Annotated in this window: 16 protein-coding genes; 15 read left to right on the top strand and 1 reads right to left on the bottom strand. The window is 72.1% G+C overall.

What is annotated here, in order from left to right; genetic code table 11:
* The first annotated feature begins 74 nt into the window (after positions 1 to 74).
* From ACFWDO_RS17385 to ACFWDO_RS17400, 4 genes are read left to right on the top strand one after another with little or no spacing between them, the layout of a single operon-like run.
* On the top strand, positions 75 to 359 hold the full coding sequence (locus ACFWDO_RS17385; RefSeq protein WP_380327012.1) for a F0F1 ATP synthase subunit epsilon: 285 nt from the start codon (positions 75 to 77) through the stop codon (positions 357 to 359).
* 11 nt (positions 360 to 370) lie between these two features.
* Positions 371 to 790: a DUF2550 domain-containing protein gene (locus ACFWDO_RS17390; protein WP_380327009.1), complete on the top strand. Its 420-nt coding sequence runs from the start codon at positions 371 to 373 to the stop codon at positions 788 to 790.
* A 56-nt stretch (positions 791 to 846) separates the two neighbouring features.
* Positions 847 to 1,542 (top strand): endonuclease NucS, encoded by a 696-nt coding sequence (gene nucS / locus ACFWDO_RS17395; protein ID WP_380327006.1) that lies wholly within the window; start codon positions 847 to 849, stop codon positions 1,540 to 1,542.
* Between the two features lie 55 nt (positions 1,543 to 1,597).
* Positions 1,598 to 2,881 (top strand): N-acetylglucosamine-6-phosphate deacetylase, encoded by a 1,284-nt coding sequence (locus tag ACFWDO_RS17400; protein ID WP_380327003.1) that lies wholly within the window; start codon positions 1,598 to 1,600, stop codon positions 2,879 to 2,881.
* A gap of 98 nt (positions 2,882 to 2,979) precedes the next feature.
* Here ACFWDO_RS17400 and ACFWDO_RS17405 read toward each other — a convergent pair whose 3' ends face one another.
* Positions 2,980 to 6,030 (bottom strand): glycoside hydrolase family 3 C-terminal domain-containing protein, encoded by a 3,051-nt coding sequence (locus tag ACFWDO_RS17405; RefSeq protein ID WP_380322499.1) that lies wholly within the window; start codon positions 6,028 to 6,030, stop codon positions 2,980 to 2,982.
* 355 nt (positions 6,031 to 6,385) lie between these two features.
* On the opposite strand from ACFWDO_RS17405, the gene ACFWDO_RS17410 reads away from it, so the two are divergent.
* The 11 genes from ACFWDO_RS17410 (at position 6,386) to nrdF (ending at position 20,644) form a co-directional block, all read left to right on the top strand.
* Entirely contained in the window at positions 6,386 to 7,432 is a 1,047-nt protein-coding gene (locus ACFWDO_RS17410) for a LacI family DNA-binding transcriptional regulator (protein WP_380322496.1), read from the top strand.
* A 125-nt stretch (positions 7,433 to 7,557) separates the two neighbouring features.
* Entirely contained in the window at positions 7,558 to 8,883 is a 1,326-nt protein-coding gene (locus tag ACFWDO_RS17415) for an ABC transporter substrate-binding protein (protein WP_380322493.1), read from the top strand.
* A gap of 4 nt (positions 8,884 to 8,887) precedes the next feature.
* Positions 8,888 to 9,844, top strand: a complete 957-nt coding sequence (locus tag ACFWDO_RS17420; protein ID WP_380322490.1) for a carbohydrate ABC transporter permease — start codon at positions 8,888 to 8,890, stop codon at positions 9,842 to 9,844.
* The gene (locus tag ACFWDO_RS17425) at positions 9,844 to 10,752 is read left to right on the top strand and encodes a carbohydrate ABC transporter permease (protein ID WP_380322502.1); all 909 of its coding nucleotides are present in this window, start codon (positions 9,844 to 9,846) and stop codon (positions 10,750 to 10,752) included. The genes ACFWDO_RS17420 and ACFWDO_RS17425 overlap by 1 nt, the downstream gene beginning before the upstream one ends.
* A gap of 79 nt (positions 10,753 to 10,831) precedes the next feature.
* On the top strand, positions 10,832 to 13,135 hold the full coding sequence (gene yicI, locus ACFWDO_RS17430) for an alpha-xylosidase (protein WP_380322487.1): 2,304 nt from the start codon (positions 10,832 to 10,834) through the stop codon (positions 13,133 to 13,135).
* Positions 13,132 to 14,565 (top strand): GH1 family beta-glucosidase, encoded by a 1,434-nt coding sequence (locus ACFWDO_RS17435; RefSeq protein WP_380322484.1) that lies wholly within the window; start codon positions 13,132 to 13,134, stop codon positions 14,563 to 14,565. The genes yicI and ACFWDO_RS17435 overlap by 4 nt, the downstream gene beginning before the upstream one ends.
* Before the next feature lie 67 nt (positions 14,566 to 14,632).
* The gene (locus ACFWDO_RS17440) at positions 14,633 to 16,054 is read left to right on the top strand and encodes a serine hydrolase domain-containing protein (protein ID WP_380322481.1); all 1,422 of its coding nucleotides are present in this window, start codon (positions 14,633 to 14,635) and stop codon (positions 16,052 to 16,054) included.
* 577 nt (positions 16,055 to 16,631) lie between these two features.
* Positions 16,632 to 16,874, top strand: a complete 243-nt coding sequence (gene nrdH / locus ACFWDO_RS17445; protein WP_380322479.1) for a glutaredoxin-like protein NrdH — start codon at positions 16,632 to 16,634, stop codon at positions 16,872 to 16,874.
* 151 nt (positions 16,875 to 17,025) lie between these two features.
* Positions 17,026 to 17,457, top strand: a complete 432-nt coding sequence (gene nrdI, locus ACFWDO_RS17450) for a class Ib ribonucleoside-diphosphate reductase assembly flavoprotein NrdI (RefSeq protein WP_380322476.1) — start codon at positions 17,026 to 17,028, stop codon at positions 17,455 to 17,457.
* The gene (gene nrdE / locus ACFWDO_RS17455; RefSeq protein WP_380322473.1) at positions 17,427 to 19,622 is read left to right on the top strand and encodes a class 1b ribonucleoside-diphosphate reductase subunit alpha; all 2,196 of its coding nucleotides are present in this window, start codon (positions 17,427 to 17,429) and stop codon (positions 19,620 to 19,622) included. The genes nrdI and nrdE overlap by 31 nt, the downstream gene beginning before the upstream one ends.
* A 41-nt stretch (positions 19,623 to 19,663) precedes the next feature.
* Entirely contained in the window at positions 19,664 to 20,644 is a 981-nt protein-coding gene (nrdF, locus tag ACFWDO_RS17460; protein ID WP_380322470.1) for a class 1b ribonucleoside-diphosphate reductase subunit beta, read from the top strand.
* Positions 20,645 to 20,712: the final 68 nt, after the last annotated feature.

Consider the following 20,712-nt stretch of genomic DNA (forward strand, 5'->3'; position numbering starts at 1 on the left):
CCGGGGGGCCCGCCCTCCCGGCGGGACGACGCGACTCATGACGACCCTCGTACGATCGGAAAGAGGACATGGAGATGGCAGAGCTGAACGTGGACCTCGTCGCGTCCGACCGCAAGGTCTGGTCCGGCGCGGCGCGCGAGGTCAGCGCACCGTCCGTCGACGGGCAGGTCGGCATCCTCGCCGGCCACGCCCCGCTCCTCGCGGTGCTGCGGCCCGGCACGGTCAAGGTGTCGACGGCCCACGGGACCGCGGTCGAGGCGCACGTGACCGGCGGCTTCGTCTCCGTCGACGGCAACCTCGTCACGATCGTCGTGGACGAGGTCTCGGAGCTGTCCGGCCGCGAGCCGGCGCTGCGCTGAGGCAGGTGCCGGTGGCGTACGTCGTCTGGATCGCGATCGGTCTCGTCGTCGCGCTCGGACTGGTGCTCGCCGCCGGCGCCTCCCGCCTGCGGACCCTCTCCCGGAGGGTCGGCTCCTTCCCCTGCCACGCCCGGCCCGCGGACGACCCGCAGGCCGCGTGGATGGTGGGGATCGCCCACTACGCCGTGGGCCGCATCGACTGGTGGCGCGGCTGGTCGCTGGCCCCGCGCCCCGCGCGGGTCTGGCACCGCGACCGCCTGTCGATCACCGGCCGAGCCCCGCTCGACCAGGCCGGCCAGCCCGACCAGGTGCTGGTGCGCTGCCGCTACGACGGCACCGACTTCGAGCTCCTGATGTCGTCCGGCGCGTACGCCGGCCTGGCCTCCTGGCTCGAGTCCGCGCCCCCGGGGCGTCGCGACCTGGTCCTGTAGCGACCTGGTCCCGTAGGGCACCGCCACAGCACCTGCCACGAACGAAGAGGGGGACCGTGCGTCTCGTCGTCGCCCGCTGCTCGGCCCGGTACACCGGCCGGCTCACCGCCCACCTGCCGCTCGCCACGCGGCTGCTCGTCGTCAAAGCCGACGGCAGCGTGCTGCTGCACTCCGACGGCGGCTCCTACAAGCCGCTGAACTGGATGAGCCCGCCGTGCGCGACGTCGGTCGCGGACCCGGACGACGAGGCGCGGGAGCGCGGCGTCACCCAGGTCTGGACCGTGCAGCACCAGAAGTCGGACGACCGCCTCGAGATCGAGCTGCACGAGGTGGAGCACGACTCCGCCCACGACCTCGGCATCGACCCGGGCCTGGTGAAGGACGGGGTCGAGGCGCACCTGCAGGAGCTGCTCGCCGCGCAGATCGACCGCCTGGGGGCGGGGCACACGCTGGTACGCCGGGAGTACATGACGGCGATCGGCCCGGTCGACATCCTCGCGCGGGACGGCGCGGGCGCCACGGTCGCGGTGGAGCTCAAGCGGCGCGGGGACATCGACGGCGTCGAGCAGCTGACGCGCTACCTCGAGCTGCTCAACCGCGACCCCCTGCTGGCCCCCGTGCGCGGCGTCTTCGCCGCCCAGGAGATCAAGCCGCAGGCCCGCGTGCTCGCGACGGACCGCGGCATCGAGTGCCTGATCCTCGATTACGACGCGATGCGCGGCGTCGACGACGTCGACTCCCGCCTCTTCTGACCGGGTTTGTCAGGAAGGTTTCGCAACTTGTGTGGCGTGCGGCAGGATGTGGCGCATGAGTGATGCGACCTCCCCGGCCCCTGTCCCCGCGCCCGGCGAGCTCGCCGTGCTGCGCGGTCGGGTCGTGACACCGCACGACGTCGTCGAGGACGGCGCCCTCGTCGTGGCCGACGGCGTCGTCCGCTGGGTCGGCCCGGTGGCGGCGGCCGAGCACGCGGATCCCGCGGTGGCGGCGGCCGTCGCGGCGGCGCCCGCCCCGGAGCCCGGCACGGTGCTGCTGCCCGGGCTCGTGGACCTGCACGACCACGGCGGCGGCGGCGTCGGATTCCCCGACGCGGCGAGCGCGCAGGAGGCGATGGTCGCGGTGCTGGAGCACCGGCGGCACGGCACCACGACGATGCTCGCCTCGCTCGTCACCGCCGACCGGGAGACGCTCCTCGCGCAGGCCGCGATGCTCGCCGGGCTGGCGGAGGCGGGGGAGATCGCGGGTATCCACGCCGAGGGTCCGTTCCTGTCGCACGAGCGTCGCGGCGCCCAGAGCCCCGACGACCTCGTGCCCGGTGACCCCGCCCTGGTCCGCGACCTCGTCGAGGCCGCGCGCGGGCACCTGCGGACGATGACGGTGGCCCCGGAGATCGAGGGGGTCGCCGGCCCCGGAGGCGCGGCCGAGGCGCTGGTCGAGGCCGGCGTCGTCCCGTCGTTGGGCCACACGGACGCCACGACCGAGCAGGCGGAGGCGCTCGTCGCCCAGGTCGCGGCCGGGCTCGCCGCGCGTGCCGCCGACGGTGAGGCCCCTGCGCGGGAGATGACCGCGACCCACCTGTTCAACGGCATGCGCCCGCTGCACCACCGCGCGCCCGGCCCGATCGCCGCGTGCCTGGCGGCGGCGGCCCGCGGAGACCTCGTGGTCGAGCTCATCGCGGACGACGTGCACCTGGCGCCGGCCACCGTGCGCAGCGTCGTCGAGACGGTCGGCGCCGACCAGGTCGTGCTCGTCACCGACGCGATGGCGGCGGCGGGCATGGCGGACGGCTCCTACGAGCTGGGGCCGATGGCGGTCACCGTGCGCGACGGCGTCGCGCGGCTCGCCGACCCGGAGTCGTCCGAGGGCGGCTCGATCGCGGGCGGCACCGCGCACCTGGTCGACGTGGTGCGCTCCACCGTCGCCGCCGGCGTCCCGCTCGTGGACGCCGTCCGCTCGGCGTCGTGGGTGCCCGCGCGCGTGCTCGGCCTCACCGACGTCGGCGGCCTGGTCGTGGGCCGGCGTGCCGACGTCGTCGAGACCGACGGCGACCTGCGCGTGCGCCGCGTGCTGCGCGGCGGCGTGCCGGTGGTCTGAGGCGCGGCCCAGGTGACGCCCGGCCCGGCGTGCCCGCGGCCGGCCCGGGACGAGCGCCCCGGGCCGGCCGCGTCGTGCGTCCCGGCCTGCGTCCCGCCCTACGAGGTCAGGTGGAACGTCGAGACGCGGACACCGTCGCCGAGCACGAGGTAGACGTCCTGACGCCCCGCCGCACGCCGGATCGGCACGGTGACGTCGGCGTAGGCACGGGCGTCTCCCGTGGCAGGTACCTCGGCGCTGCCCACCAGCCGGCCGTCCGGCGCGCCGAGCCGCACCTCGAGGCGCGCCGGGCCGTCGCCCGCCTTCGCCACGGAGGCGACGAGGGACCGGGCGCCGTTCGTGAGGTCCGCGTCCTCGTAGGCCACCCACGCGCCGTCGCGCGTCGCGGCCACCGAGGTGCCGCGCTCCTTGGTGGTGTCGACGAGGGTCGTCCCGTCGGCGTCGTCGTAGTTCTGCGCCTGCGTGACGCGCGTCAGGTCGCGCGCGGGGATGCGCTCGCCGTCCACGCGCACGGACGCCCGCGCCCGGACGTCGGTCGACGATGCCCCGACCAGCAGGTCGTGCGTGCTGGCCTCGACCACCCAGCGGTCGCGGGTGACGTCCCAGTGCCGCAGGGCGTCGACGGGCACCTCGAGGTGCACCCGCACGGTCTGGCCGGCGCGCACGTGGACGCGGTCGAAGTCGCGCAGCTGGCGCACGGGCTGGTCGTCGCGCGACGTGCGCTGGTGCGTGTAGAGCTGGACGACCTCGTCCCCGTCGACGTCCCCGGTGTTGGTGACGTCCACCGACACCCGGACCGTGTCGCCCGGCGCGACGGACCTGTCCGCCACCCGCAGGTGCGAGTACCGGAACGACGTGTACGACAGCCCGTAGCCGAACGGGTACAGCGGGTCGTGGGCGTCGTCGTACAGGTAGGTCTGCCGGGATCCGACGACGTCGTAGTCGAGCATCGTGTCCGGCAGGTCGTCGACGGACCGCGGCCACGTCTGCGTGAGCCGTCCTGCGGGGTCGGCGTCGCCGAACAGCGTGTCGGCGAGCGCGTTCCCGGTCTCCTGCCCGGCGTGCGTGGTCCACAGGATGGCGGGCACGGACTCCTGCAGGCCGCCGATGGTCTGCGGGTAGCTGGAGGTGAGCACGACGATCGTGTTCGGGTTCGCCTCCCGCACCGCCCTGACGAGGGCCTCCTGGCCGGCCGCCAGGTCGAGCCCGGTCCGGTCGTGGGCCTCGCGGCCGTTGATGAACGGCATCGTGCCGACCACGACGACGGCGGCGTCCGCCTCCTCGGCGGCGGCGACCGCCTGCGCCGTGCCGTCCACCACGACGTCGCGCGTGAACGCGGTGGCCTCGTCGGCGGTCCGCGCGCCGAGCTGGAGCGAGCCGTCGTCGGCGACGACGAGGTAGGGCGTCGCGAACGACGGCGACCACGACTCGGCCGAGTCGTAGCCGGCGTACCGCAGCACCACGTCGCCGTCGGGGCGCTCCTCGATGCGGAAGAGCTGCTGGACGTACCAGCCGTTCGGCTGCTCCTGGTCGTTGGCGAAGCCGCTCCAGTTGAAGCCGACCGTCTTGCCGTTGGCCGCGCTGCGCAGCGTCACGACGCCCTCGCCCCAGTCGAAGACGTCGAACTGGGCGGTGGTGTCGGGGGAGTCCGCGGTGGCCGCGAGCGGGCCGCCCGCGGAGCCCGCGCCGCCGGCGAGGTACCGGCCGGTCTCGGCGTCGCGCAGCGTGATGCGGTCCACGCCCTCGGTGGTCGCGACGGCGTCGGCCCCGAGGCGGGCCGCGATGCCGTCGACGGGCGTGACGGAGTACGGCTGCTTACCGCCGTACCAGTCGGTGTAGAGGGTGTCGGCCAGCGGGCCCACGACGGCGACCTCGCCGGTGGTCGCGGGGTCCAGCGGCAGGGTCCCGCCGTCGTTCTTGAGCAGCACCTGCGCCGCGGTCGCGCTCTCGCGGGCGAGGGCGCGGTGGGCCGCCGTGTCGACGGCGCCGACGTCCCCGTAGGGGCCGCCGTCCGGGTCGAACTCGCCGAGCCGGAACCGCAGCTCGAGGTTGTGCGACGCGGCGGTGCGCACGTCGGACCACTCGAGCAGGCCCTGGTCCAGGGCGTCCTGGACGGCGTCGATGGTGGGTTGCGGGTCGTTGTCGTTGACCGTCATGGAGTCGAGGCCGGCCTTGACCAGCGCGGCGTCGGCCTCGGCCTGGGTGTCGTAGTACTGCTGGGACGCCACGAGGTTCAGGGGTGCGGCGGCGTCGGACACGTTGAAGAGGGTCCGGTCCGTCCACGAGCGGACGGTGTCGTCGAGGCTCGGGTCCGCGGTGGCGGGGCGGCCGTTGATGAGGTTGTACCCGGTCATCACCCCCGTCGCGGCGTTCGCCCGGATCACGGGCTCGAACGCCTGCTCCTCGTACTCGTGCAGCGCGCGGGGCGGGAGGACGGCGGAGACGGTGTCGCGCGCGGTCTCGGTGTTGTAGCCCAGGTAGTGCTTCAGCGTGGGCGCGGTCTTGAGGTAGAACGGGTCGTCACCGGTGAGGCCGTGCCCGTAGGCGGTCGCGATCTCGCTCGAGAGCGTCGGGTCCTCGGAGTACCCCTCCTCGTTGCGCCCCCACCGCGGGTCGCGCAGCAGGTTGACGACGGGCGCCCAGAGGTTGAGCCCCCACAGGTCCGGGTCCTGCGCGTGGTAGGCGCGGGCTTCGTCGGAGACCACGGTGCCCACCTGCTCGACGAGCTCGGGGTCCCACGTGCTGGCCAGGCCCACGGCCTGCGGGAAGGTCGTGGCGGTGGCGGTGTGCACGGCGCCGTCCTCGTGCGACGTCGTCCAGGCGAGGCCGTGCAGCGCCTCGGTGCCGCTGCGGAACTGCCCGATGCCGAGCCGCGGAACGGGCAGCGGGAACTGGTGCAGCAGGCTGATGGTCTCGGTCCTCGTGAGCCGGCCCAGGAGGTCGTCGACCCGCTGGTCGACCGACAGGTCGGGGTCGCGGAACGGCAGGTCGTCGAGGTGGTCGGGCGCCGCGGCGGCCGCGGTCGTCGCGGCGTCGGCGGGGGTCGCGGTGGCGGAGGCCCACGCCAGCCCGGGCGTGAGCGCGAGGACGCCGAACGCGGTCGTGGCGGCGATGCCGCGGCGCGTCCGACGGCGGTGTCGGGTACTCATGGTGCTCCCTCGGTTCGGGGGCGGCCGTCGTCGGCCGCCCGCTGGGGGACGGAACGAGCACCTCACCGGGGAGCGTCGGGCGCGCCGACGCCGGGCAGCGGCCCCGAGCCTGGTGAGGACGTGCGGCCTGGCGAGACGATCATCGTCGAAGCGCTTCGACCCGCTGCTTGTCCATGACGCTAGTCCGGTCGACGGGCTTGTGGCAATGGATGAACTAAATCCGCCCGGAGGTCTTGACAGGCGGCTCCCGCCCCGCCCATGCTGGCCGTCGAAGCGCGTGGTCGAAGCGCTTCGACGGTCTCGGGACCGCGGCGTCCGCCGACGGTGCGGGACCCCGGCACAGGGAGGTGGCGGCATGACGACGATGCAGGACGTGGCGCGGCGGGCGGGGGTCTCGCTCAGCACGGTGTCCTACGCGTTGTCCGGCAACCGGAGCGTCTCCGCGGCGACCCGGGACCGGATCGCGGAGGCGATGGCGGAGCTCGGGTACACGCCGAACGCGATGGCCCGCGGCCTGGCCTCCCGGCGCAGCCGCGTGCTCGCCCTCGTCTTCCCGGCCGCCGAGCGCGGCCTCGGCGGCACCGTGGCGGAGTTCGTGTCCGCCGCGGGGGACACCGCCCGGGAGAACGGCCACCACCTCGTGCTCTGGCCGTTCCGGACCACCCAGGCCGACGAGGTGCGCGACCTCGTCCTCCAGGGGATGGCCGACGGCGTGCTCGTCATGGAGGTCACCCTGGACGACCCGCGCGTCGCGACGCTCCGCGACGCCGGCGTGCCGTTCACGATGATCGGCCGCACGCGGGACGTGGCGGGGCTGCCGAGCGTCGACGTGGACTTCGAGCGGACCACGCGGGAGGCCGTCGAGCACCTCGTCGGCCTCGGGCACCGGCACATCGCCTTCCTCAACCACTCCCAGGCCACGGCGGACGAGGGCTATGCCCCGACGTTCCGCGCCGAGGAGGGCTTCGCCGCCGCGATGCGGGCCCGGGGGCTCGAGCCGGTCACGCGTCGCGTCGACGAGACGCCCCAGGCGGGCCGCGAGGCCCTCGGCGAGGTGCTGGCCGCGGAGCCGCGCACCACCGCCCTGGTGACGATGAACGAGATGGCGACCTTCGGCGTCCTCGCCGAGCTCCAGCAGCGGGAGATGCCGGTGCCCGGGCGGATGTCCGTCCTGGCGATCGTCACCTCGCCCGGGGTGGCCGACATGAGCAACCCCCGGCTGACCACCATGCACTCTCCCGGGACGGAGCTGGGCAGGCTCGCGGTGCTCACCCTGCTCGCCCGGGTGGCGGGGGAGGACGACGGGCCGGCGGGCACCCTCATCGGCTGCACGCTCGAGCCCGGCGAGAGCGTCGGGCCGGCACCTGCCGACGCAGGCGTGCCGGGGCCGAGCCGACCCTGACGGGCGGCCGCCCGCCGACCCACGTGCCGTACCACCACCGACCACAACTGACGACCGACCTGACCGGGCACCGGAGCCCGGCGCCCCGACGCGCCCGCGCCGGGGCCGACGAAGGAGGAACTGCGATGACGCGTATCCGCAAGGCATCGACGATCGCCGCGCTGGCGGCCCTGCCCCTGGTCCTGACCGCCTGCGTCGGCGGTGGCGGAGGAGGCGGTGGCGACGCCGCGGGCGGCGGCGACACCGACGACAAGACGCTGACCATCTGGCACTACGAGAACGACGACTCGGCCATGGGGCAGGCCTGGGCGAAGGCGATCGAGATCTTCGAGGACGAGCACCCCGACGTCACCGTCGACGTCGAGAAGCAGACGTTCGAGCAGATCCAGAAGAACGCCAAGATCGTGCTCACCGGCGACGACGTCCCCGACGTCATGGAGTACAACAAGGGCAACGCGACCGCGGGGCAGCTCGCCGCGCAGGGGCTCATCGCCCCGCTGACGGACGCCGCGGAGAAGAACGGCTGGGCCGACAAGCTGTCCGGGTCGCTGCAGACCACGGCGCGCTACGACGACAAGGGGCTCATGGGCTCCGGCGACTGGTACGGCGTCCCCAACTACGGCGAGTTCGTCGGCGTGTACTACAACAAGGCGATGTTCGAGAAGGCCGGGCTCGAGGTGCCGACCACGCTCGACGAGCTCGAGCAGGTCATGAAGGCGTTCAAGGACGACGGCGTCACGCCGCTGGCCGAGGCCGGGGCCGAGTACCCGATGGGCCAGCTCTGGTACGAGCTCGTGCTCGCGAACGCGGACCGCGACCTCGTGGACCAGTACCAGCTCTTCGACGGCGACGTGGACTTCCACGGCCCGGAGCTGACGGCCGCCACGAAGAAGCTCGACCAGTGGATCAAGGATGGCTACGTCGCCTCCGACTCCGCCGGCCTCACGGCTGAGGACATGGGCGTGGCGTTCATGAAGGGCGACTACCCGATGATGGTCTCCGGCTCCTGGTGGTTCGGCCGCGTCACGGCCGAGATGAAGGACGACTGGGGTCAGTTCAACTTCCCGGGCAACACGCTGCAGGTGGGCTCGTCCGGCAACCTGTGGGTGGTGCCGACCAACGCGGACTCGCCGTCGCTGGCCGAGGAGTTCATCGACACCACGCTGCGGCCGGAGGTGCAGGACGTGCTGGCGCAGACCGGCGGCCTGCCGGTCGCGGGCGACGCGTCGACCATCACGGACGAGAAGACGCGCGAGCTCACCCAGAACTTCCAGGACATCCTCGACGACGACGGCCTGGCGTTCTACCCCGACTGGCCCGTGCCCGGCTACTACGACGTCATCGTCAGCCAGCTGCAGTCGCTGGTGAACCAGTCCAAGACGCCGGACCAGGTGCTCGACGGCCTGAGCTCCGCCTACACGGACGGCAAGGCCGACCTGCTCGGCGAGTGACGACATGACGGCCACCACCACGACCGCCCCGGCGGCGCCCCGCCCCGCGCGGGCGCGCGGCCGCCGCCGCTCCCTGCCGTACCTGCTCTACCTGCTGCCCGGCGCGGTGCTCTTCGTGCTCGTCATCGGGTACCCCCTGGTGACCAACGTCTACATCAGCCTGTTCTCCTGGCGCGGCGGGCTGGCCCCGCTCACCTGGGTGGGGTTCGACAACTACGCGGAGCTCTGGCACGACGCCGCGTTCTGGACGTCGTTCCAGAACTCGATCGCCATGATCGTCGCGATGGTGATCGTGCCGACCGCGATCGGCCTGCTGCTCGCGGCGGTGCTGTTCGACTACCTCGGGCGCCGGTTCGGCCCCCGCGTCGCGTCGGTCCTGCGGGCCACGTACTACCTGCCGCAGATCCTGCCGGTCGCGGTCGCGGGGGTGCTGTGGAACTGGATCCTCAACGCCCAGACGGGCGCGCTCAACGAGATCCTGCGTGCCCTCGGCGTGGCGGAGCCGCCGAACTGGCTCGGTGACCCGAGCACGGCCCTGCCCAGCGTCATGCTCGTGCTGATCTGGGTGCAGATCGGCTACCCCGTGGTGATCTTCATGGCGGCGCTGCAGCGGGTGGACCCCGAGCTGTACGAGGCGGCAGAGCTGGACGGCGCCGGCTGGTGGCGGCGGTTCCGCGCGATCACGGTCCCGCAGATCCGTCCGGAGACGTTCGTCGTCACGCTCACGTGCACGGTGGCGGCGCTCAAGGTGTTCGGGCCGATCTACGTGCTCACGCGGGGCGGCCCGGAGAGCTCCACGCTGGTGCCGAGCTACTACTCGTACCTCAACTTCTTCGACAAGTCGCGGGTGGGCTACGGCGCCGCCGTCGCGACCGTGCTCACGGTGGTGATCGTGGTGGTGGCCGTCGTCATCCTCGCGCTGCAGGCGCGGGCCGAGCGGGCCGAGGAGGTGGGGCGGTGATGGCCACGACGGTCGAGACCCCGCGCACCCCGCACCCCGCGCGCCCACGGACCGGCGCGCCCCGTCGGCCTGAGGGCGGGCGCCACCGCCGCGGCGCCGCGCGCTGGTTCGTGCTGGCCGGGGCGGTCCTCGTCGCGCTGCTGGTGCTCGCGCCGCTGCTGGTCATGCTGCTCAACGCGTTCAAGTCGCCGGAGGACTACACGCAGCACGGCCCGCTCAGCCTCCCGAGCGGCCTGTACCTCGACGGCCTCGTGAACTTCTGGCAGCGCACGGAGTTCCCCGTGAAGCTGTGGAACTCGTTCTTCATCTCCGCCGTGGTGGCGGTGGCCGCGTGCGTGCTCTCGCTGCTCAACGCGTACGCGATCGGCGTCGGCCGCATCCGGGGCCGCATGGGGATCGTGCTGCTCTTCCTGCTCGCGAACATGCTGCCGCAGGAGGCGCTGATCTACCCCCTGTTCGACATGGCGCGGCAGGTGGGGCTGTCCAACTCGCAGTGGTCGGTGATCATCATCTTCACGGTGATCCAGTCGGCCTTCGGCACCTACCTGCTCGCCTCGGTGCTCGGCACGTTCCCGCCCGCGCTGCTCGAGGCGGCCGCGCTCGACGGCGCCGGCCGCTGGCGCATCCTGTGGCAGGTGGTGTTCCCGATCGTGCGGCCCACCCTCATGGTGCTGATGATCTTCTTCTTCATCTGGACCTGGAACGAGTTCTTCATCCCCCTGGTCATGCTCACGACGCACGACACCCAGACGATCCCGATCGCCCTGGCGTCGCTGCAGGGCGACCGGATGATGGACGCCCCCACGACGAACGCCGGCGCCCTCGTGTCCCTGGTCCCGGCGCTCGTCTTCTTCCTGATCTTCCAGCGCACCCTCACCCGCGGCGTCACCGCCGGCGCGGTGAAGTGAGCGCCCCGAATCCCGCGCGGCGAGCCTGCGGGCCGTCCGCCATCATCGAATCCGACAGCACGGAGTAGGTGCACCCCTGATGAAGTTCACCGACGGCTACTGGCAGACCCGCCGCGGCATCGAGCCGCTGTACGCGGTCGAGGTCGACGACGTCCGCGTCGACGAGGCCACCGGCACCATGACCGTCTACGCGCCCACGGCGCACATCGCCCGGCGGGGGGACACCCTCAACCGGCCGATGCTCACCGTCACCTACTCCTCGCCCGCGCCCGGCGTGGTCAAGGTCCGCGTGGAGCACTTCGCCGGCGCCGCGCACCGCGGTCCGCAGTTCGCCGTCGCCCCCGAGCCGGGGTTCCGGCCCGTGGTCAAGGTCGACGAGACCACCGGCGTGCTCGAGACCGGCGGGCTGTCCGTCCGCGTGCACCGCGGCGGCGGCTGGCACGTCGACTTCGAGCACGACGGGCGGGTGCTCACCTCCAGCCTGCCCAAGTCCGTGGGCGCGATGACGGCGACGGCGGGGCCGGAGGCCGGCGCCTGGGTGCACGAGCAGCTCACCCTCGACCCGGGCGAGCACGTCTACGGTTTGGGCGAGCGGTTCGGGCCCTTCGTCAAGAACGGGCAGTCCGTCGACGTGTGGAACGAGGACGGCGGCACCTCCAGCGAGCAGGCGTACAAGAACGTGCCGCTCTACGTGACCAGCAAGGGGTACGGCGTCTTCGTGGCCCACCCCGAGCGGGTGTCGCTCGAGGTCGCGTCGGAGGTGAACACCCGCGTCCAGCTCTCCGTGGAGGGGCAGGCGCTGGAGTACTACGTCATCGCCGGCCCGACGCCCAAGGACGTGCTGCGCCGGTACACCGGGCTCACCGGCCGGCCGGCGCGCGTGCCGGCGTGGTCGTTCGGCCCCTGGCTGTCGACGTCGTTCACCACCGACTACGACGAGGCCACCGTGATGAGCTTCGTCGACGGGATGGCCGAGCGGGGGCTGCCGCTGAGCGTCTTCCACTTCGACTGCTTCTGGATGCGCGAGTACCAGTGGTGCGACTTCGAGTGGGACCCGCGCGTCTTCCCCGACCCGGAGGGCATGCTCGCGCGCCTGCACGAGCGCGGCCTCAAGGTGAGCGTCTGGATCAACCCGTACATCGGGCAGCGGTCGCCGCTGTTCGCCGAGGGACGGGAGAAGGGGTACCTCCTGCGCACCGCCGATGGCGGCGTCTGGCAGTGGGACCTGTGGCAGGCCGGCATGGCGCTGGTCGACTTCACCAACCCCGACGCGACGGCCTGGTACCTGGGCCACCTGGAGCGCCTGCTGGACCAGGGGGTGGACGCCTTCAAGACCGACTTCGGCGAGCGGGTGCCCACCGAGAACGTGGTCTGGCACGACGGCTCGGACCCGCGCAAGATGCACAACTACTACGCGGAGCTCTACAACGAGGCCGTCTTCGGCCTGCTCGAGCGGCGGCGGGGGCGCGGCGACGCCGTCGTCTTCGCGCGGTCCGCCACCGCGGGCGGCCAGCAGTTCCCGGTGCACTGGGGCGGCGACTGCGACTCCACCTACGCCTCCATGGCCGAGTCGCTGCGCGGCGGGCTCTCCCTCGCCCTGTCGGGCTTCGGGTACTGGAGTCACGACATCGGTGGCTTCGAGGGCACGCCCGACGCCGCCGTGTTCAAGCGGTGGCTCGCCTTCGGGCTGCTGTCCAGCCACTCGCGGTTCCACGGCTCGTCGTCGTACCGCGTGCCGTGGGCCTTCGACGAGGAGGCCGTCGACGTCGCGCGCCGCTTCACGCACCTCAAGATGTCGCTCATGCCGTACCTCGCCCGGGCGGGGGAGCAGGCGCACGCGACGGGCACGCCGATCATGCGACCGATGGTGCTCGAGTTCCCCGCCGACCGCGGCACCTTCGGCGTGGACATGCAGTACATGCTGGGCGACGCGCTGCTGGTGGCCCCGGTGTTCACGGCGGACGGCACCGTCGAGTACTACGTGCCCGAGGGCACGTGGACGCGGCTGCTCGACGGCGCGGACGGCGGCCACGCCGAGACGGTCACGGGCCCGCGCTGGGTCACCGAGACCCACGGCGTCGACTCGCTGCCCGTGCTCGTGCGGCCCGGCACGGTGCTGCCGGTCGGCGCGCGCACCGACCGGCCCGACTACGCGTGGGCCGAGGGCGTCGAGCTGCGGCTCGTCGCGCTGCCCGACGGCTACGACGCCGTGACCCCCGTCCCGACCGGCGGGCCCGACGGCGAGGCGGCGCGGTTCCGCGTCCGTCGCGCCGGCGGCGAGGTCGTCGTGACCACCGACGACGCCCCCGGCGACTGGAGCGTCCGGGTCGACGGGCGCGTCGCCACCACCGCCGGACCCGGAGAGCTGAGGATCACCCTGTGACGACCCGTACCTTCCCCGCCGACTTCCTGTGGGGCACCGCCACCGCGGCCTACCAGATCGAGGGCGCCGCCGCCGAGGGCGGCCGCGGGCCGTCGATCTGGGACACCTACTCCCACACCCCGGGCCGCACGCTGGGCGGCGACACCGGCGACGTGGCCTGCGACCACTACCACCGGTGGGCCGAGGACGTGGACCACCTCGACCGGCTCGGCGTCGGCGCCTACCGCCTGTCGATCTCGTGGTCCCGGGTCCAGCCCGGCGGCACGGGCCCCCTCAACCCCGAGGGCGTCGCGTTCTACCGCCGCCTGCTGGAGGCCCTGCGCGAGCGCGGCATCCGCCCCTTCGTCACCCTCTACCACTGGGACCTGCCGCAGGAGCTCGAGGACGCCGGCGGCTGGGTGAACCGGGAGACGTCGACGGCGTTCGCCGCGTACGCCCGGCACATGGCCACCGAGCTGGGCGACCTCGTCGAGGCGTGGACCACCCTCAACGAGCCGTGGTGCTCGGCCTACCTCGGCTACGGCTCGGGCGTGCACGCCCCCGGCCGCACCGAGCCGGAGGCGGCGCTCGCGGCCGTGCACCACCTCAACCTCGCCCACGGCCTGGCCGCCCGCGCGATCCGCGAGGTGCTGCCCGGCGCGCAGGTCTCGATCACGCTGAACCTGCACGCGATCCGCCCCGCCGACCCGGCCTCGGAGGCCGACGCCGACGCCGTCCGGACCATCGACGCGCTCGCCAACCGGGCGTTCCTCGGCCCGTTGCTCGACGGCGCGTACCCGGCCGACCTGCTCGCGGACACCGCGCACGTCTCGGACTGGTCGTTCGTGCTCGGCGGCGACCTCGAGCAGATCCGTCAGCCCCTGGACGTGCTGGGCGTCAACTACTACTCGACCGTCACGGTGCGGCGTTTTGCCGGGGACGGCGAGCGGTCGGAGAACGACGGGCACGGCGCGTCGTCGCACAGCCCGTGGATCGGCGTCACGGACGTCGAGTTCGTGCAGCAGCCGGGCCCGTACACCGCGATGGGCTGGAACATCGAGCCGTCGGGACTCACCGACCTGCTCGTCGGGCTGCACCGCACCTACCCCGACCTGCCGCTCGCGGTCACCGAGAACGGCGCGGCCTTCGACGACGAGCTCGTGGTCGACGACGGAGAGCGGCGCGTGCACGACGACCGTCGCGTGGCGTACCTGCACGACCATGTCGAGGCCCTCGGCGCCGCGCGCGACGCCGGTGCGGACGTGCGCGGCTACTTCGCCTGGTCGCTGATGGACAACTTCGAGTGGGGCTACGGCTACTCCAAGCGCTTCGGCATCCTGCACGTGGACTACCCGACCGGGGAGCGCACGTGGAAGGACTCGGCGCACTGGTACCGCCGCCTGGTGACCACCGGTGAGCTGCCCCCGGTGCAGGGCCGAACAGGCAGTTGACACCGTTATCCGGGCCCGAAGGCCCCGATAAGGGTGTCAACCGCCTGTTCGGCACTACCGTGCGGGCATGACCACCGCCGCGCCGCTCCCGCCAGAACTCCCCGCCCCGCTCGACGGCGCCCTGCTCGACGACGCGCTGCGCGACCGGTGCCGCGAGCGGCGGGTGCCGGCGCTGTCCGCCGCGGTGGCGCGGGGCGGCAGGGTGGCGTGGGCCGGCTCCGCCGGGTGGGCGCGGGCCGACGCCGGCACGGCGTTCCGCATCGGGTCGATCACGAAGCCGATGACGGCGGTGGCCGTGCTGCGGCTGGTCGCGGCGGGCCGCGTCGGCCTGAACGACCCCGTCGGGCGGCACCTGCCCGACGCTCCCGCGCCCGACGCCACGCTCGCCCACCTGCTCACGCACACCGCGGGCCTGCCGGCCGAGCCCCCGGGTCCGTGGTGGGAGCGCCACGGCGCGGGCACGTGGGCCGAGCTGGTCGAGTCGGGGGTGGTGCCCCTGGAGGAGCCGGGCGGGCGCCACCACTACTCCAACGTGGGCTACGCGGTGCTGGGCCGGCTGCTGGAGGTGTCCCACGGCCGGCCGTGGGACGCCGTGCTGCGCGACGAGGTGTGGTCGCCGCTGGGCATGACGAACACCGGGCGCACTCCGTCCGGCGACGCGGCCGTCGGCTACGCCGTGCACCCCGACGCCGGCACCGTCCTCGTGGAGCCCGTGGCCTCCTACGGCGCGATGGGCCCGGCCGGGGAGGTGTGGTCGACGCCGTCGGACCTGGTGCGGTTCGGCTCGTGGCTCGTCGGCGCCGGCCCGGACGACGCGGCGGGCGAGGACGTGCTGTCGCGGGAGTGGCGACGTCGGATGACGACGGCCCGCGCGGTGGTGGACGACGACGGGCGGCCGTTCACCGCCGCCTGGGGGCTCGGCGTCTCGGTGCACCACACGGAGGCGGGCCGGCGCACGGTCGGTCATGGCGGCTCGGTGCCGGGGTTCACGGCCACGCTGCGGGCCGATCCCGCCACGGGGGAGGCGTGGGCCGTGTGCGGCAGCTCGACGGCGGGGTTCGGCGACGCGTCCTTCGTCGAGGAGGTCCTGGCCGGCTCTCCGCCGCTCGCGCCCGCGAACCGCGCGGCGGACGTCGTGGACCGCGACGCGCTCGCCCTGACGGGCACCTGGTACTGGGGCCCGATGGCGTACACGCTCGCCGCCCGCGCCGACGGGCGCCTGGAGCTGAGCGCCGACGGCGGCCGCAGCACGGTGTTCGGCCGCGCGGACGACGGCGGCTGGGTGGGGGTCGAGGGCGGCTACTGGCGGGGGGAGCGGCTGCGCGCCGTCGCGCCCGGCACCCCCGCCGAGGCGCTCGACGTCGGCACCTTCCACCTCACGCGCGCGCCGTACGACCCCGCCACCGCGGTGCCGGGCGGCCTCGACCCGCGCGGCTGGCGGGCGGTCCCCGACGCGACCGACGGCGGCGACGTCTCTGCGACCGGGTGACCCCGGGGCCGGCTGTGCGACACACCACCGACCACGACACGCCGAGGATCTCGACGAGTTTTCGGCGACCTCCCGGGCCTTGAATGTCCGTTCTGTCCGTACCGCGGTGCCCCAACGGCGCGTCGGGGGAGGCGCCGTGGTCGGGGTGCGGGCCCGGCGTCGGTCGCGCACATGCTGTGGACGCCCGTCACCCACCGCCTGTGGACATCCGGACGTGAACCGCACGGTGCTGCGGGCGAACGCCTCCGGGTGGTGGGGACGGAGGCCCGGGGAGCCTGTGGACGGACGGTGTCAGAGGCCCGTGGAAGGCTGTCGACAGGGTCGGCGGGCGAAGGGCGTTCGATGAATGACATGGATGTCAACCACTAGATGTCGGTCCCGCGCGCGCCCCGACCACTAGGTGTAGTGTTTGGAGCACGCGGGGCCCACGGCCCTTCGAACAAAGCACACCGGCGTAGTTCCACGAGCGTCATCCCTGGTCCAGGCCCCTCTCGGGCCCACCTGGGACCGGCTCGCCAGGGCATCGCGCGGGTCGGACCAAGCCCCCCGGGAGGGGAGCGCAGAGAGGGAGAGACACATGAGCATCACGGTCTACAGCAAGCCGGCCTGCGTGCAGTGCGACGCGACCTACCGCGCCCTCGACCGCAAGGGGGTCGAGTACTCGGTGGTCGACATCACCCAGGACGCCGAGGCGCTCGAGATGGTGCGCGGGCTCGGCTACCTGCAGGCCCCGGTCGTCGTCGCCGGCGACACCCACTGGTCGGGCTTCCGCCCCGACCAGATCGCCGCGGTCGCGGCGCAGCAGGCCGTCACGGCCTGACGCCGAGACCGGCACGGGCGGGGCGCGCGAGGCGCGACCGCCCACCCCACACACGGCCGGCGCCCCGGGCTTCGAACCCGACCCGGGGCGCCGTGCGTCTTCGGCGACGCAGCGCGTCGGTCTGGTAGCAGCATCCGGGGGGAGGCTGAGCATGAGTTCTCTCGTCTACTTCTCCAGCGTGTCGGAGAACACCCACCGGTTCGTCCAGCGCCTCGGGCTCGAGGAGCTCGGCATGTCCGTGCACCGGATTCCGGTGCGCAAGCAGGACGGCTTTCTCACGGTGACCGAGCCGTACGTGCTCATGGTCCCGACCTACGGCGGGGGCAACGAGGGCGGTGCCGTGCCACGGCGCGTGCGCGAGTTCCTCAACGACCCGCACAACCGGTCGCTCGTCCGCGGCGTCATCGCCGCGGGGAACACCAACTTCGGCGCTGCCTACTGCATCGCCGGCGACATCATCTCCGCGAAGTGCCAGGTGCCCTACCTGTACGCCTTCGAACTCCTGGGGACGGCTGAGGACGCCGCGCGCGTCCGTGACGGATTGGGACGATTTTGGCAACGACAGTCACTGATCTCGGCGTGAGCTCGACGACGACCCCCGAGGTCGCGGGGGCCACCCCGGTGCCGCTGCAGGGCGTGCAGCTGGACTACCACGCGCTCAACGCGATGCTGAACCTGTACGGCGCGGACGGCCGGATCCAGTTCGAGAAGGACCGCGAGGCCACCACCGCGTACTTCGAGCAGCACGTGCTGCCGAACACGATCCAGTTCGAGACGCTCGACGCGAAGCTCGACTACCTGATCGAGAACAAGTACTACGACCCCGCGGTACTCGAGAAGTACTCGCGCGCCTTCGTCAAGGAGCTGTTCCGGCTCGCGTACTCGAAGGACTTCCAGTTCGAGTCGTTCCTCGGCGCGTTCAAGTACTACACGTCGTACACGCTGAAGACGTTCGACGGGAAGAAGTACCTCGAGCGCTTCGAGGACCGCGTCTCGATGGTCGCCCTCGGGCTGGCCGACGGCGAGGAGCAGGTCGCGCGCGACATCGTCGAGGAGGTCGTGTCGGGCCGCTTCCAGCCCGCGACGCCGACGTTCCTCAACGTGGGCAAGGCGCAGCGCGGCGAGCCCGTCTCCTGCTTCCTGCTGCGCATCGAGGACAACATGGAGTCCATCGCGCGCGGCATCAACTCCGCGCTGCAGCTGTCCAAGCGCGGCGGCGGCGTGGCCCTGCTGCTGAGCAACATCCGCGAGCACGGCGCGCCGATCAAGCACATCCAGAACCAGTCGTCCGGCGTCATCCCGGTGATGAAGCTGCTCGAGGACTCGTTCTCCTACGCCAACCAGCTCGGCGCGCGCCAGGGCGCCGGTGCCGTCTACCTGCACGCGCACCACCCGGACATCATGCGGTTCCTCGACACCAAGCGGGAGAACGCGGACGAGAAGATCCGCATCAAGACCCTCTCGCTGGGCGTCGTCATCCCGGACGTCACGTTCGAGCTGGCGAAGACGAACGCGGACATGCACCTGTTCAGCCCGTACGACGTCGAGCGCGTCTACGGCAAGCCGTTCGCCGACATCTCCATCTCGGAGAAGTACGACGAGCTCGTCGCCGACGACCGCATCACGAAGACCACGATCAAGGCGCGCGACTTCTTCCAGACGATCGCCGAGCTGCAGTTCGAGTCCGGGTACCCGTACGTGATGTTCGAGGACACGGTGAACGCCGCGAACCCGATCAAGGGCCGCATCACCCACTCGAACCTCTGCTCGGAGATCCTGCAGGTCTCGACGCCGTCGACGTTCCACGAGGACCTGTCCTACGACCACGTCGGCCGGGACATCTCCTGCAACCTCGGCTCGCTGAACATCGCGAAGACGATGGACTCGCCGGACTTCGCCAAGACGATCGACACCGCGATCCGCGCGCTGACGGCCGTCTCCGACCAGACGAGCATCGAGTCGGTCCCGTCGATCCGCCGCGCGAACGAGCTCGGGCACGCCATCGGCCTCGGGCAGATGAACCTGCACGGCTACCTCGCCCGCGAGCGGATCTACTACGGCTCCGACGAGGGCGTCGACTTCACGAACCTGTACTTCTACACGGTCGCGTACCACGCGATCGCGGCGTCCAACCGCCTCGCGATCGAGCGCGGCAAGGCGTTCGGCGGGTTCGAGGACTCCAAGTACGCCACCGGCGAGTACTTCGACAAGTACACGGACGGCGAGTGGAAGCCGGCGACCGAGCGCGTCGCGCAGCTCTTCGCGGAGGCAGGCGTCGCCATCCCGACGCAGGACGACTGGCGGGCGCTCAAGGCCTCGGTCATGGAGCACGGCATCTACAACCAGAACCTGCAGGCCGTGCCGCCCACCGGGTCGATCAGCTACATCAACAACTCGACGTCGTCGATCCACCCTGTGCCCGCCAAGATCGAGATCCGCAAGGAGGGCAAGCTCGGCCGCGTGTACTACCCGGCGCCGTACATGACGAACGACAACCTGGACTACTACCAGGACGCGTACGAGATCGGCTACGAGAAGATCATCGACACCTACGCCGCGGCCACGCAGCACGTGGACCAGGGGCTGTCGCTGACGCTGTTCTTCCCCGACACGGTGACGACGCGCGACGTCAACCGGGCGCAGATCTACGCCTGGCGCAAGGGGATCAAGACGCTGTACTACATCCGTCTCCGGCAGATGGCCCTCGAGGGCACGGAGATCGAGGGCTGCGTCAGCTGCATGCTGTGACCGCGTCGAGCAACTATCAGGAATTCGGGGAAGAGACACAGATGGCGCCCACGGGGAAGCTCAAGCTCATCGATCGCGTGACCGCGATCAACTGGAACCGGCTGCAGGACGAGAAGGACCTCGAGGTCTGGGACCGCCTGGTCGGCAACTTCTGGCTGCCGGAGAAGGTGCCGGTGTCCAACGACATCCAGTCGTGGCACACGCTCACCGACGCGGAGCGGCTCATGACGACCCGCGTGTTCACCGGCCTCACGCTGCTGGACACGATCCAGGGCACCGTCGGCGCCGTGTCGCTGATCCCGGACGCGCTGACCCCGCACGAGGAGGCGGTGTACACCAACATCGCGTTCATGGAGTCGGTGCACGCCAAGAGCTACTCGTCGATCTTCTCGACGCTGATCTCGACGCGGGAGATCGACGAGGCGTTCGCCTGGTCGGAGGAGAACCCGCACCTGCAGCGCAAGGCCGAGATCGTGCTCGACTACTACCGCGGCGACGACCCGCTGAAGCGCAAGGTCGCCTCCACGATGCTCGAGTCGTTCCTGTTCTACTCCGGCTTCTACGCGCCGATGTACTGGTCCAGCCGCGCCAAGCTCACGAACACGGCCGACCTCATCCGCCTCATCATCCGCGACGAGGCCGTGCACGGGTACTACATCGGCTACAAGTACCAGAAGGGCCTGGCGCAGGTCAGCCAGACCGAGCAGGACGAGCTCAAGGCCTACACCTTCGAGCTGCTCTTCGAGCTGTACGAGAACGAGGTCGAGTACACCGACGCCCTGTACGGCGAGCTCGGCCTCACCGAGGACGTCAAGGCGTTCCTGCGGTACAACGCCAACAAGGCCCTCATGAACCTGGGCTACGAGGCGCTGTTCCCCAAGGAGGACACGGCCGTGAACCCGGCCATCCTCGCCGCGCTGTCCCCGAACGCGGACGAGAACCACGACTTCTTCTCCGGGTCGGGCTCGTCGTACGTCATCGGCAAGGCCGTGGCCACCGAGGACGACGACTGGGACTTCTGACCCGTTCGCCGAGGTAGTTCGAGACCCGCCGAGATAGTTCGAAAAGGGCGGCCCGCAGCATTGCGGGC

This window comes from Isoptericola sp. NPDC060185 (assembly GCF_042728595.1).
Lineage (GTDB): Bacteria > Actinomycetota > Actinomycetes > Actinomycetales > Cellulomonadaceae > Isoptericola.

What these genes read in the sequence shown, in the direction of transcription:
- ACFWDO_RS17385 (WP_380327012.1), top strand. Translation starts at nt 75, where the DNA reads ATGGCAGAGCTGAACGTGGACCTCGTCGCGTCCGACCGCAAGGTCTGG.
- ACFWDO_RS17400 (WP_380327003.1), top strand. Translation starts at nt 1,598, where the DNA reads ATGAGTGATGCGACCTCCCCGGCCCCTGTCCCCGCGCCCGGCGAGCTC.
- ACFWDO_RS17405 (WP_380322499.1), bottom strand. Translation starts at nt 6,030, where the DNA reads ATGAGTACCCGACACCGCCGTCGGACGCGCCGCGGCATCGCCGCCACG.
- ACFWDO_RS17410 (WP_380322496.1), top strand. Translation starts at nt 6,386, where the DNA reads ATGACGACGATGCAGGACGTGGCGCGGCGGGCGGGGGTCTCGCTCAGC.
- ACFWDO_RS17415 (WP_380322493.1), top strand. Translation starts at nt 7,558, where the DNA reads ATGACGCGTATCCGCAAGGCATCGACGATCGCCGCGCTGGCGGCCCTG.
- ACFWDO_RS17420 (WP_380322490.1), top strand. Translation starts at nt 8,888, where the DNA reads ATGACGGCCACCACCACGACCGCCCCGGCGGCGCCCCGCCCCGCGCGG.
- ACFWDO_RS17425 (WP_380322502.1), top strand. Translation starts at nt 9,844, where the DNA reads ATGGCCACGACGGTCGAGACCCCGCGCACCCCGCACCCCGCGCGCCCA.
- yicI (WP_380322487.1), top strand. Translation starts at nt 10,832, where the DNA reads ATGAAGTTCACCGACGGCTACTGGCAGACCCGCCGCGGCATCGAGCCG.
- ACFWDO_RS17440 (WP_380322481.1), top strand. Translation starts at nt 14,633, where the DNA reads ATGACCACCGCCGCGCCGCTCCCGCCAGAACTCCCCGCCCCGCTCGAC.
- nrdH (WP_380322479.1), top strand. Translation starts at nt 16,632, where the DNA reads ATGAGCATCACGGTCTACAGCAAGCCGGCCTGCGTGCAGTGCGACGCG.
- nrdI (WP_380322476.1), top strand. Translation starts at nt 17,026, where the DNA reads ATGAGTTCTCTCGTCTACTTCTCCAGCGTGTCGGAGAACACCCACCGG.
- nrdF (WP_380322470.1), top strand. Translation starts at nt 19,664, where the DNA reads ATGGCGCCCACGGGGAAGCTCAAGCTCATCGATCGCGTGACCGCGATC.